Origin of the sequence: Corynebacterium sp. (genome assembly GCF_030532325.1) — a bacterium.
Classification (GTDB): Bacteria; Actinomycetota; Actinomycetes; order Mycobacteriales; family Mycobacteriaceae; genus Corynebacterium.
On record NZ_JAUNLS010000007.1, the window covers coordinates 32,044 to 43,306 of the forward strand.

Sequence of the window (11,263 nt, forward strand, 5' to 3'; positions counted from 1 at the left end):
TGAACGCTTCCAGCTTAGGGAAGTAACCACACCAATAACGAATGAGGATGTTTATGAGTTCCCCCGAGAATTCTCAGCGCGCATTGAACAAAGCCATGCGCGAGGCCGTCGAATTTGTCCACGCCGAGGGTTGGGACGCCGCCCCTACCCTCTTCGCGCTCGTGCCCACCGAGCTGCTCGCTGCGCAGCTTGGCGACGTCGACGATTCCTCCCCGCTGACCCTCGTGGTACAGGACAACCTGCCGGAGAACATTGAGCCCGGCTCCGAGCAACTGGCTGATTACGTCTCCCGCCTGGCCTGGCCGCGGGAGGTGGCCGGAGTGGTCTTGGCCCAGGAGATCGTCTTCGCGGACACCTCGGCGGACAGCCCCGAGCGCCGCCCGGCGCGCCTATTCTCCGGCGTGCTGCGTGAGGAGGGCGTGGAGCTGACTCTGCTGCAGCACCGCCCCACGGAGGAGGAGCTGGAGGCCGCCGGCCTCTTTGCTCAGGACGATATCCAGCTGCGCGGCGGCCCGCAGGTGGCCCCCGGGGTGATCGCGGCGCTGCGCTATGGCCTCGAGCAAGATCCCGACGCAGAGTTCTAGCCCTCCGCTACAGTGGAGGGAAGCTAGACCTTGCGGCTTTCGCGCCGCAAGCGCCTTCATTCCGCCGTTTCATTCAGGCTTCCATTGATTCAGGCTTCATTAAAGGAGTTCCTTCGTGCGTTCGACTGCCCGCCTCGCCATCGTCGCTTCGGCATGCCTCATGGCCGTAACCACGCTCACCGCCTGCGGCAAGGATGAACCCGCTCCGGAGGCACCGAGCGCGGCGCCGGAAACCACCGCCTCTACATCCGCCTCGCAAACCTCCACCCAGCCGAGCACCACTGTGAGCTCAACGAGCGAGGAGACCTCCGAATCCAGCACTACCTCAGAGTCTGAGTCTGAGTCTGAGCCCGGCTCCGCCTCAGACAGCGCCCAGACCTCCGGCAGCGCGGGCACCGATCCTTCCGCTGCACCGGAGCTCAACGCCTCCGTGGAGGAGGCCTACGCCGTCTTTGGCGGCCTGGTGCCCGGGGAGATCTTTGCGCAGTTTGATCGCTGCGATCCCAACGGGGTGAAGGACTCCTTCAACTGCTCGGGTTCCGAGGTGGGCCAGTTCCAGTTCTTCAAGAGAAAGGCCAAGGCCTCGCAGACCACCCAGGTGCTCACGGAGCTGCGCAGCTCCCGCGTGGTGGAGGACAGCGGCGACCGCGTCGTCGGCTGGTCCATGCTGGGCAACACTGCGATCCTCACCGTGGTGGATAACAAGGACGGCCTCATCATGCAGCAGATGATCACCACGGATCAGGACGATCCGGAAGAAAGGCTCAAGGAGCTCGGCCTTGTTTCCTAGGCCGTCTTAGGGCTTACAGGTCTCGACCTCACCGCCGGCGGCGAAGGCGTCCATCGCCTCGATGGCGTCCTCCAACGTGGAGACCTTGGCCACCACCATGTCGCCGGTGTCGCGGCGCACCGCCTCGGCACAGTTATCCGCCGGGGCCAGGAAGAGTTCAGCGCCCGCATCCTTCGCGGCCTGCACCTTGTGCATGATTCCGCCGATGGGGCCTACCTCGCCGTCCTCCTCGATGGTGCCGGTGCCAGCCACGAACGCGCCGCCGGTGAGGTTTTCCTCGGTCAGCTTGTCGATGACCGCCAGGGTAAACATCATGCCCGCCGAGGGGCCGCCGACGTCCTGCAAGTTGTACTCGACGGAGATGTCTTCCTTGGGCTCCGAGGTCATGCTCACGCCCAGCAGGGCCTGGCCCTTGGCGTGCGGGTTCTCTCCCAGCACGATCTCCTTGTGCAGGGGCTTGCCCTTGCGCAGGACGCTGAGCGTGATGGCGTCGCCAGGCTTCTTGCCCTGGATGCGTTCCTGAACCTGGCCGGGCTCGCTGACCTCCTCACCGTCGATGGCGGTGATGACATCCTCCGCCTCAATGGCGCCCGCGGCGGCGGAGTTCTCCAGCACCTGCGCCACCACAATCTTGACCGGAATGTCCAGGTAGTCCATGGCCGCGACGGTGGCCGCCGACTCCGACTGTGTGAAGGCCTGCTGGTTGAGCTCGTTAATCTGCTCGTCGGTCTGGCCCTGAGGGATGACGGTGTCGATGGGCACGATGGTGTCATCGGTGAGGAGCCAGCGGCCCAGCGCTTGGGCCATGGTCATCCGGGTGCGCACCGAGACCGTGGTCATGTTCAGCTGGCCGGTGGTGGCGTAGGTATGCGGCGCGTGCACGTCGACTACTTGCGTGCCGTCCACCTCGCCCAGGGTATCCACTGTCGGCCCCGGACCCTCGGCGGCATAAGGCACGGTCAGCGCGATATCGGTGCCGGGGATGTGGTCGATACTCAGCAGAGCACCGGTCAGGACAACGGGGATCGCGCCACCCACGAGGGTACGGAGGCGACGTTTTGCGGGTGAATTCACGAGGAAACAGCCTACAACGTTTCCCTCCACGATTGTTCACGGCCTGTTCGCTCACAGCGTTGCGCGGATCGTGGAACTCGCCCCCTGGCTGTCGGTAGATTGGACGGCATGAATAGCGGATTCGGTTTTTCTTTCCCCTCCAACGATGACGGCGATGACGATGACAAGAATCGTCGCGATCAGAATCCTTTCGGGGCCTTCGGTTTCGGGGGCAACGGCGCCGGCAACGGTGGGCTTGGTGACTTGCTGAATCAGTTCGGGCAGATGCTCTCCGGCATGGGTTCCTCCATGAACTCGCCGGAGGGCGCCGGCCCGGTGAATTATGACCTCGCCAAGCGCATCGCGCTGCAGGAGATCTCGCGCGACAAGGACGTCAGTGCTGACGATTCCAACGCCGTTGCGGAGGCCGTGCGCCTGGCGGAGCTCTGGCTTGACGACGCCACCTCGCTGCCCACCGCCGGCGGCTCCGTGCGGGCATGGAACTCCGCCCAGTGGCTGGAGGAGACCCTGCCCATGTGGAAGCGCATGGTCTCCCCTGTGGCCGAGCACATGAACAACGCGCAGCTGGAGTCCCTGCCGGAAGAGGCCCGCGAGATGATGGGCCCGATGCTGAAGATGATGAACCAGATGTCGGGCATGAGCTTCGGCATGCAGCTGGGCCACGCGTTGGGTGACTTGGCCTCCCAGGCGCTTACCGGCGCGGACTTCGGGTTGCCGGTCTCCCCCGCTGGAACCACCGCCCTGCTGCCGCACAACATCCACGCCGTGGCCAGCGAGCTGGACGTTCCGGCGCAGGAGATCCTGGTCTACGTCGGCGCCCGTGAGGCCGCCCGCCAACGCCTCTTTAGCCACGTGCCGTGGCTGGTGGAGCGCCTGGTCTCCTCCGTGGAGGAGTACGCCATGGGCCTGGTCATTGATACCTCCCACATCGAGGAGGCCGCCCGCGAGCTCAACCTTGAGTCCGGCGACCCACAGGCCATCCAGGAGGCGATGAGCAAGCTGCAGGGCATGGATCTCAGCCCGCGGATCAGCTCCCGCAACGCCGCGGCGGCCTCCCGCCTGGAGACTCTCCTGGCGCTGGTTGAGGGCTGGGTGGAGCACGTGGTCAACGAGGCTCTGGGTGAGCGCCTGCCCTCCACCGCGGCGATGAACCGTGCATGGGCGCACCGCCGCTCCACCGGCGGCTCCGCTGAGAAGGCGCTGTCACAGGTGGTCAGCATTGAGCTCGACGCCCCGAAGGTGGAGGCCGCCGCTGAGCTGTGGCGCCGTGCCACGGTGGCGGTTGGCGCCGATAAGCGCGACGCCGCCTGGGATCACCCGGATCTGCTGCCCACCGGCGAGCAGCTGGATAACCCGGCCTCCTTCATCGACAGCCTGCTCGACGAGTCCACGGACAGCGGCTTCGAGGAGGAGTTTGCCAAGCTGGAGGAGATGCTGCGTAACACCGACAGCGACAACACCAACGGCAAGGACAGCGATGAGTCCGACGGCACCAAGGCCGACGGCAACGACTCTGAGGACGACAAGAAGGACACGCAGGACGGCGACGAGCAGGAAGAGTCCTAGGCGCTAGCTCGAGGGCCGCTGGCCAAAGCGCTGGTAGGCCTCGAGGTAGCCTTTGGCCCGCTCCGCCTTCGGCGCGCGGTCTGCCCACTGCCAGAACTCCGGGCCGTGCCCCGAGATGAACGTGTGGGTGAGCTCGTGGACGATCACCGCGTCGAGCACGTAGTCCGGCACGTCCCGCAGCCTATCGCTAATGCGAATATCTCCCGTTGAGGTGGTGCAGCTACCCCAGCGGGAGTTCTGATTGCTCACCCACCGAATCGAACCGATCCGCGCGCGTGACTCCAACACGCGCTCATTCAGGGCGGCAGCCCGCCGCTCCAAGTCCGCATCCGTGGCCGCCGCCGAGGTGTGCTTCTTGGCCACCCGGGCCAGCATGTCAGCCACGGCCTTGTCTTCCTCTGCCTGGGACATCCAGGCCGGAATGCGCACCTCCAGGACTCCCTCCACCATGCGCGCCTGCACGGTGCGCCGCCGCCTGGCGGAGCGAATCACGCGTACCTGGGGAGAGCTCGACATGACAAAGGATCCTACCTGTGCTGCAATGGTGGCACTGCCTCAGGGGAGACATCACCACGGGGGAAGGGCATGGTGAAGAGCCATGCCCGGGGATAGCAGGGGGAAGCCATGAACACACCGCTTTACGCGCTCTCACCCTACAGCGCGCTGTACCAGCGCGAGGAGGGCGTACTCCAGTGCGGCATGGATGCCACTCGCGTCGGCGTCATCGAGGGCAGGCCCGGACTCGCCGCGGCGCTCAACGCGGTGCGCACGCCGCTGACCAGGCAGGAGATCGAGGCGCGCCTCCAGCGCGCCGGCATTGGGGTGGAGGCCGCGCGCAGCATCGTTGATGATCTCATCCACTACAACGTGCTCTGGCCTGCGGGCAAGCGCGCCTCCGTTGTGGTGATCGGCACCTCCCCTTTGGCACAGATTCTGCGGCATGTCCTGCGTGAAGATGGTTTTAACGTGCGCGGCCCGTTGGGGCACGAAGAGGAGAAGGCCTACCTGGCCAGTGTGGCGGGCCACTTCCCCATCGTTACCGTCGACGCCTTCGCGCGCGCCGTGGAGCTGGCCGAGGTCCTCCGCGGGCGCGGAGCCACCGTGCTGCCGGTTGCTGTGCTCGACTCGCGTGGGGTGGTAGGCCCGCTGCTGGACGCTGGCCGCGGCCCCTGCCCGCTGTGCGTTCACCTTCACCGCATCGATGCCGACGAGCACTGGCACACGGTCACTGAGCGGGTAGCCGAGCACCCGGCGCCTGGCGATGACATCGTGCGCACCGCCGTGGCCATGCGCGCCGTGGCCACTCTGCGCAGGTTGGTGGGCCGGCCCAGCCCGCCCGGCGCACCGCAGCACAAGCCCCTGGCCGGGGAGCTCGTCGAGGTGGATCTGTACGGCCACAACCAGCAGCGCTACGTCATGGAGCACCCGTGCTGCCCGCACTGCAGGTTCTAACCGTTCAGTGTTTTATCCAGAAACATCGTGAACCCGGAGCCCAGATAGCTTTTGGACTGCATCTAGCTTTGGCTTAGTCCCGCCTTTGCGATGGGCATAGGCGCGAAAACCGGGGATTTAATCGGCCTGAAACCGCCGTTGTCGATCAATATCCGATAGAAATTATGGAGTTGCCCGCGCTGTGGGTACGGTACGTTCGATGTGACCATGCCCTTTAATCGTGCAGGAATGTTGAGCCCACACATACTATCGAAATGCAATCGCGAAATGCAATTGCCGGACCACAAAGCTTGATGACATGATCGCCTCGTTGAATGCTGGGAGCATGACGGTGCGCGATATCCAACACCCCCTTGCACCCACCTTGAGGGCGGAAATTCTGGATACCATCAGCACAATTACCATTACTGTGCTAGAAGCGCAATTTTATTGCCACACATTGCCGCCGACGATGGTCTGGCACAACCGGCCTATACGGTTACACAATTAGCTGATCTCAGAAATCTGTACCTGGTTAAGCCCATCAGCATTGCGATTACACTAGAAAAGTACTTCAAAAAGGTTGCCAGAACCGTTAAATAAGTCTACACTTATACGGTGCCGCCATTAGAAGATCAGTGGATCTATTTCGAATATCTGAAATCTATAGGCGACGCCCATCCAGTCAGCTATTTTTTATTTTCCACGGAGGGAAAATGAAGTTCTCTTTCCCACGCAAGTCTGTAGTTTTGCTTTCGACATTAGCCCTAGCCAGCAGCGGGGCATCCCCCGCATCCGCAGAGGATAACGATTCAATTTCAATCCAAACAGTACAACAGATTGTCGACCAAAATACGCTATCTCCAGCAACTGCCGCCGGCCATAAATGGGTAAATACCAATCATAACATAAATGTTCAGAAAATAGGTGAAGAGCGGTACGTAAATCAGATCGTTTCTGAACAAGGGGAAATATCCACTACTTCTGGCGAATAACTCGCTCAAGTGATTGACAGAGTGGATGGAAAACAAATTGTCACAATTTCCCCTGGTGAGAGTGAACAAGAGTTTCGATTCGACTTTGGCGGGAAATTCTTAGAAGAAAAAGAAGGTTACATCCTCGTGCGTAATGAACAATTTGAGGATCCATATCAAATAATCGATCCGGCGTGGGCAGAAGACATAAATGGGAACAAGATAGAAACTCGATATGAAATCGAGGGAGACACTCTGGTTCAGCACATTAACGCAAGCATAACGGGCGATTTGATCGTTGCAGATCCCTATATTCGTGACGTTTATGGGTGGGGGAAGAAAATTGGTCAAGAATTGGTCTTTAGCAAAGATGAAACAAGTCTTGCAGCCATAGGAACATCTTACTGTGCCGGAAAAATCCGAGGAGCAGGTCTGGTCTCGTGGATTGCCAAGGGGGCATGCGCGGGTGCAGCTGCTGTAGCTGCACACGCAACTAACACCGGCCGATGCCTTGCAATTCGAGCTCTAGGCGGAAAATACACCCCGAATATCGTATTCCCCTACGCAACTCGGTGCTAGAAAAAGAATTCTTCACTAAGGGGTAGATATGGGAATCGGCTCGGTTCTTACTCAAGTCGGAATTATTTCAATCGTTTGGAGTGCCTTATTCTTCCGTAGAAGAACTACTTCCAGGTGGGTTTTTACTGCTGCAGTTTTAAGCACTTGCTTGGCCGCACTCTTAGTATCGTCTGCATTTTTTAACCTTTCTGATGAGGCGGTCGAGGTTTTGTCTTTAGCAAACGTATTCTTGAATATGTTCATCCTGTTGGCGATCGGACAGTCCAAAGATCGGCCCAATCCTAAGGGGTAGTTTTATTAGCGGATATCCCCGCTGCCCGCACTGCAGGTTCTAGCCGCACGGTCGCCACGGCGCGGCCCTAGCCGCGCAGTGAGGCAATGATGCTGAGCACCTCCGCGCCGTAGCGCTCCAGCTTGGAGGGGCCCACGCCGGAGATGCTGAGCAGCTCGGCCTCGTCAGCAGGCAGCTCCTCGGAGATGGCCCGCAGGGTCGCATCAGAAAAGACCACGTAGGCCGGTACCTGCGAGTCGCGGGCCACGTGGGCACGCCAGGCGCGCAGAGCCTCGAAGACCTCCTCATCGCCCTCGTACTCGCAGTACTCGTGGCGGCCCAGGACTTTCTCCGCGGGGCTCAGCAGCTCACCGGAGCACACGCGGCAGCGGCGCTGCCGGTACTTCCGCCCGGAGCCGGGGGTCTGCTCGATGCCGGGCACGAGGCCGTCGACGAAGCGGGTGCGCTCACGCGAGGGGCGCGAGCCGGTGGTCTTGGCCAAAGCCCAGGACAGCGCCAGGTGCTCGCGGGCGCGGGTGATGCCCACGTAAAACAGGCGGCGCTCCTCCTCGATGTGCTCGTCGCCGGCCTTGATGGCGTAGTTGATGGGCAGCAGCTTCTCCGTGAGGCCCACGAGGAAGACCGCGTCCCACTCCAGGCCCTTGGCCGCGTGGATGGTAGCCAGGGTAACCCCCTCCATGGTGGGGTTCTGCTTGTTATCGGAGCGGCGCTTGAGCTCGCCGAGCACGCCGGCTAAGTCGATGCCCTCGTGGTCGCGCACGATCTGCTCGATGAGCCCCACCAGCGCGTTGAGGGACTGCCAGCGCTCACGCGCCTGCGCGCCCTGCGGTTCGGTGGCGCTGAGCCCCAGCTCCACAAAAGCAGCGCGCGCAATGGCCACGGGATCATCCGGCAGATCCTCGCGGCGCGTGGCGGCAATGAGCACGCGGATGGCCTCCAGAATCTCCGGGCGGCGGAAGAAGCCCTCGCCGCCGCGGACTTGGTAGACCACGCCGGCGTCGGCAAGCGCCTGCTCAAAGTGCTCGGACTGGGCGTTGATGCGGTAGAGGATAGCAATCTCGGAGGCCTTCACGCCCTGGTTGAGCAGGGTGAGCACCTGCCCGGCCACCTCCTTGGCCTCGATCTCCTCGGACTCGTAGGCGTGGAAGGTGGGCTCCGGGCCGGGCTCGCGCATGCCCTGCAGCTCCAGGCGAGTGCCTGCAGCCCGGCCCTTGGCTTTGCCAATTACCTTGTTGGCCAGGTCCGTGACCTGCGGGGTGGAGCGGTAGTCACGCTGCAGCTTGATGAAGGTGGCGTGCGGGTAGGTGCGGGAGAAATCCAGCAGGTAGGACGGGGAGGCGCCGTTGAAGGAGTAAATGGTCTGGTTGGCATCACCCACCACGGTGAGATCATCGCGCTCCCCCAGCCAGGCGTTGAGCACCCGCTGCTGCAGCGGGGTAACATCCTGGTACTCGTCCACCACGAAGGTGCGGTACTGCTCGCGGAAAACCTCCGCGATGGCGGGGACATTTTCGATAGCACCGGCGATGTGCATGAGCAGATCGTCGAAGTCCAGATACATCATGTCCGGGGTGGACTTCATGGACTCGTAGCGGCGGAAGACCTCCGCCACCTTGGCGGGATCCGCCGGTGCCTCGCGCTGGATGGCGGCGATCTTCTCCGGGTAGCCATCCGGGCTGACCAGGGAGGACTTGGCCCACTCGATCTCGGAGAGGAAATCCCGGATGGTGTCCTTGGAATTATCCAGGCCCAAGGAACGCACCGCGCGGGCCACCAGGGAGAACTTGTTATCCATCAGCTGCCAGGGCAGATCCCCGGCCACCTGCGGCCAGAAGTAGCGCAGCTGGCGCAGCGCCGCGGCGTGAAAGGTCTGGGCCTGCACCCCGCCCACCCCCATGTGGGCCAGGCGGTCACGCATCTCACCGGCGGCGCGGTTGGTGAAGGTCACCGCGAGTACGCGCTGCGGGCTGACAAAGCCCTGGTCCACCATGTGAGCGATGCGATAGGTGATCGTGCGTGTCTTACCCGTACCCGCGCCCGCCAGGATGCACACCGGGCCGCGGGGCGCGGTGGCGGCAGCGAGCTGGTCTTCATCCAGCAGGGACAAATCGGGCCTAAGCACCGTGATACCACTCCATAATCATCGTGTGAGCAATCGTGCCCTTACGGGCAATGGGGAAACCGGGAAGCTCCTCGCGGCTAAGCCACCGCGACTCCGCCAGTTCCCCGTCAGTATCGCAGACGGGCTCGACATCCTCGGTGAGCGCGCGAAAGCCCACCATAAGGGAGCCGCTCGGCGGCCACGGCTGCGAGCCCCAATAGGAGATATTGCGCACGCGGCGGCCGGTTTCCTCCAGCACCTCCCGAGCGAAGGCTTCCTCCAGGGTCTCGCCCGGATCAACGTAGCCCGCGATGAGCGAATAGTAGCCGCGGCGGCGCCGGTTGGCCCCCAGCAGGATGCGCTCCTGGCCAGCCAGCTCCACCAGGCCAATCACCGCGGGATCAAGGCGCGGGAATACCATGCGGCGCTCGTCGGCAGGATCGCGCCCCACGATGCCCGGCGGGGCGTAGTCCAGCTCACGGCCGGTGCGCGGGTCAAAGCGGGTCTCCCGGCGGTTGCGCACCAGGTGGATGGCCTTGAGGATGAGCGGCTGGCCGGCGAAGAAGGTGGCGTCACGCAGGGTGCCCAGCGCGGAGGCGGCGGCCTCTTCCATGAGCACCGCGGTGAACTCGCCTACGCGGACCTGGAGGGAGGATGGGGCGTTGGTGACAAGCACGGCGGCGCCCGCCGCGTCGACGGGCACCCGCCCGCTCTCAGTGACGGGCAGGAACATCTAGGCGCCGTGGCCTTCGCTGCCCTCGTCCGCGGAGGCCTCGACCTCGTGCTTGATGTAGAGCAGGCGGTCCCCCGGCTTGAGCGAATAGGCCTCGGCGGTATCCACGCGGTGCAGCTCGTTGTTGCGCAGCACTGCCAGGACGATATCGGCGAGGTGGCGCGGGTTGGAGCCCACCTCAAACTCACGCACGGGGCGCTCGGCCACGGAGAAGCCCTCGTTCGGGGAGAGCAGATCCTCCATCATCTCCACCACCGTCGGCGTCACTGTGGCCAGGCCCAGCAGGCGGCCGGCAGTCTCGGCGGAGGTCACCACGGAGTCCGCGCCGGATTGCAGCAGCAGGTGGCGGTTTTCGGACTCGCGCACCGAGGCCACGATCTTTGCCTTGGGATTGAGCTCGCGCACCGAGAGCGTGCACAGCACCGCGGTATCGTCCGTGGACGGGGTAACCACCACGGACTCGGCGTGCTCTACGCCGGCGATGCGCAGGACGTCCTGCTTGGTGCCGGAACCGTAGATGGTGACCAGCCCGTGGTGCTCGGCGTTGGCCAACGCGGCGCGGTTGGTATCAACGACCACAATCTTGGACGGGGGTACATCGTCCGCGATGAGGGCGGCCACGGCGCCGGCGCCCTTGGTGCCGTAGCCGATGACAACGGTGTGGTTACGCAATTGCTTTCTCCAGTTCTGGACTTCGAAGGTGCGGCGGGCGCGATCGGTGAGAACGGACAGCGTCGCGCCGACCAAGAGCACAAGGAACGCCAGGCGGGCAGGTGTAATAACGAGGACGTTGATGAAACGGGCTTGGGGCGTGACCGGAACGATGTCGCCGTAGCCCACCGTGGTCAGCGAGACCACCGAGTAGTACGCGGAATCCAGCAAGGAGAGATCCTCGCTGTAGCCTTCCCCGTCGAAGTACACCACGATGGTGACAAAGACGATGAGGCTGAGCGCCCAAGCCACGCGCCGGCCCAGCTGCTTCCAGGGGCTGACGCTTTCCGTGCGCGGCAGCGTGATGACGTCAATGAGCGCGTGCGCGGGCTGGGTACTCAGATCAGCCTGGGAGAGAAAACGCGCCCGAAAGCGTTCACCGATGTGCGAAGCCACGAAGCTCACGCCCCTTTCCCAAACCAGAATTC

At 63.1% G+C, this 11,263-nt stretch carries 11 protein-coding genes; 6 read left to right on the forward strand and 5 right to left on the reverse strand.

All coding sequences use genetic code 11. The features are described from left to right. The first annotated feature begins 53 nt into the window (after positions 1 to 53). On the forward strand, positions 54 to 584 hold the full coding sequence (locus Q4E25_RS05450) for a PPA1309 family protein (RefSeq protein ID WP_303154880.1): 531 nt from the start codon (positions 54 to 56) through the stop codon (positions 582 to 584). A 160-nt stretch (positions 585 to 744) separates the two neighbouring features. Then, the gene (locus Q4E25_RS05455; protein WP_303155014.1) at positions 745 to 1,374 is read left to right on the forward strand and encodes a beta-N-acetylglucosaminidase; all 630 of its coding nucleotides are present in this window, start codon (positions 745 to 747) and stop codon (positions 1,372 to 1,374) included. A 6-nt stretch (positions 1,375 to 1,380) separates the two neighbouring features. Here Q4E25_RS05455 and Q4E25_RS05460 read toward each other — a convergent pair whose 3' ends face one another. Then, on the reverse strand, positions 1,381 to 2,448 hold the full coding sequence (locus Q4E25_RS05460; RefSeq protein WP_303154883.1) for a PDZ domain-containing protein: 1,068 nt from the start codon (positions 2,446 to 2,448) through the stop codon (positions 1,381 to 1,383). Between the two features lie 108 nt (positions 2,449 to 2,556). On the opposite strand from Q4E25_RS05460, the gene Q4E25_RS05465 reads away from it, so the two are divergent. Further along, positions 2,557 to 4,014 carry a zinc-dependent metalloprotease gene (locus Q4E25_RS05465; protein ID WP_303154885.1) on the forward strand — a complete coding sequence of 486 codons (1,458 nt, stop codon included), beginning with the start codon at positions 2,557 to 2,559 and terminating at the stop codon, positions 4,012 to 4,014. A 3-nt stretch (positions 4,015 to 4,017) separates the two neighbouring features. Here Q4E25_RS05465 and Q4E25_RS05470 read toward each other — a convergent pair whose 3' ends face one another. Further along, positions 4,018 to 4,530: a M48 family metallopeptidase gene (locus tag Q4E25_RS05470; RefSeq protein ID WP_303154888.1), complete on the reverse strand. Its 513-nt coding sequence runs from the start codon at positions 4,528 to 4,530 to the stop codon at positions 4,018 to 4,020. 108 nt (positions 4,531 to 4,638) lie between these two features. Here Q4E25_RS05470 and Q4E25_RS05475 point away from each other — a divergent pair, with 108 nt between their 5' ends. The 3 genes from Q4E25_RS05475 to Q4E25_RS05485 all read left to right on the forward strand — a co-directional run bounded on the left by Q4E25_RS05475 (position 4,639) and on the right by Q4E25_RS05485 (position 6,998). After that, positions 4,639 to 5,466, forward strand: a complete 828-nt coding sequence (locus Q4E25_RS05475; protein ID WP_303154890.1) for a TOMM precursor leader peptide-binding protein — start codon at positions 4,639 to 4,641, stop codon at positions 5,464 to 5,466. A 695-nt stretch (positions 5,467 to 6,161) separates the two neighbouring features. Beyond that, positions 6,162 to 6,440 carry a hypothetical protein gene (locus tag Q4E25_RS05480; RefSeq protein WP_303154892.1) on the forward strand — a complete coding sequence of 93 codons (279 nt, stop codon included), beginning with the start codon at positions 6,162 to 6,164 and terminating at the stop codon, positions 6,438 to 6,440. A 21-nt stretch (positions 6,441 to 6,461) separates the two neighbouring features. Continuing rightward, complete coding sequence (locus Q4E25_RS05485) at positions 6,462 to 6,998, forward strand: hypothetical protein (RefSeq protein ID WP_303154894.1); 537 nt, start codon at positions 6,462 to 6,464, stop codon at positions 6,996 to 6,998. A 359-nt stretch (positions 6,999 to 7,357) separates the two neighbouring features. Here the strand turns inward: Q4E25_RS05485 and Q4E25_RS05490 are convergent, their stop codons facing one another. Genes Q4E25_RS05490 through Q4E25_RS05500 form a run of 3 tightly spaced genes read right to left on the reverse strand, consistent with a single transcriptional unit; the run spans position 7,358 to position 11,231 of the window. Beyond that, entirely contained in the window at positions 7,358 to 9,412 is a 2,055-nt protein-coding gene (locus tag Q4E25_RS05490; RefSeq protein ID WP_303154896.1) for an ATP-dependent DNA helicase UvrD2, read from the reverse strand. Then, the gene (locus Q4E25_RS05495; RefSeq protein WP_303154899.1) at positions 9,405 to 10,124 is read right to left on the reverse strand and encodes an NAD(+) diphosphatase; all 720 of its coding nucleotides are present in this window, start codon (positions 10,122 to 10,124) and stop codon (positions 9,405 to 9,407) included. Before Q4E25_RS05495 ends, Q4E25_RS05490 begins: the two co-directional genes overlap by 8 nt. Further along, a complete protein-coding gene (locus Q4E25_RS05500) occupies positions 10,125 to 11,231 on the reverse strand; it encodes a TrkA family potassium uptake protein (protein ID WP_303155016.1) in 1,107 nt (368 codons plus the stop codon). Between the last annotated feature and the right edge of the window lie 32 nt (positions 11,232 to 11,263).

Excerpts from the sequence above, each read along its gene's own strand:
- Q4E25_RS05450 (WP_303154880.1), top strand. The coding sequence starts at position 54 with ATGAGTTCCCCCGAGAATTCTCAGCGCGCATTGAACAAAGCCATGCGC.
- Q4E25_RS05480 (WP_303154892.1), top strand. The coding sequence starts at position 6,162 with ATGAAGTTCTCTTTCCCACGCAAGTCTGTAGTTTTGCTTTCGACATTA.
- Q4E25_RS05495 (WP_303154899.1), bottom strand. The coding sequence starts at position 10,124 with ATGTTCCTGCCCGTCACTGAGAGCGGGCGGGTGCCCGTCGACGCGGCG.
- Q4E25_RS05455 (WP_303155014.1), top strand. The coding sequence starts at position 745 with ATGGCCGTAACCACGCTCACCGCCTGCGGCAAGGATGAACCCGCTCCG.
- Q4E25_RS05465 (WP_303154885.1), top strand. The coding sequence starts at position 2,557 with ATGAATAGCGGATTCGGTTTTTCTTTCCCCTCCAACGATGACGGCGAT.
- Q4E25_RS05475 (WP_303154890.1), top strand. The coding sequence starts at position 4,639 with ATGAACACACCGCTTTACGCGCTCTCACCCTACAGCGCGCTGTACCAG.
- Q4E25_RS05470 (WP_303154888.1), bottom strand. The coding sequence starts at position 4,530 with ATGTCGAGCTCTCCCCAGGTACGCGTGATTCGCTCCGCCAGGCGGCGG.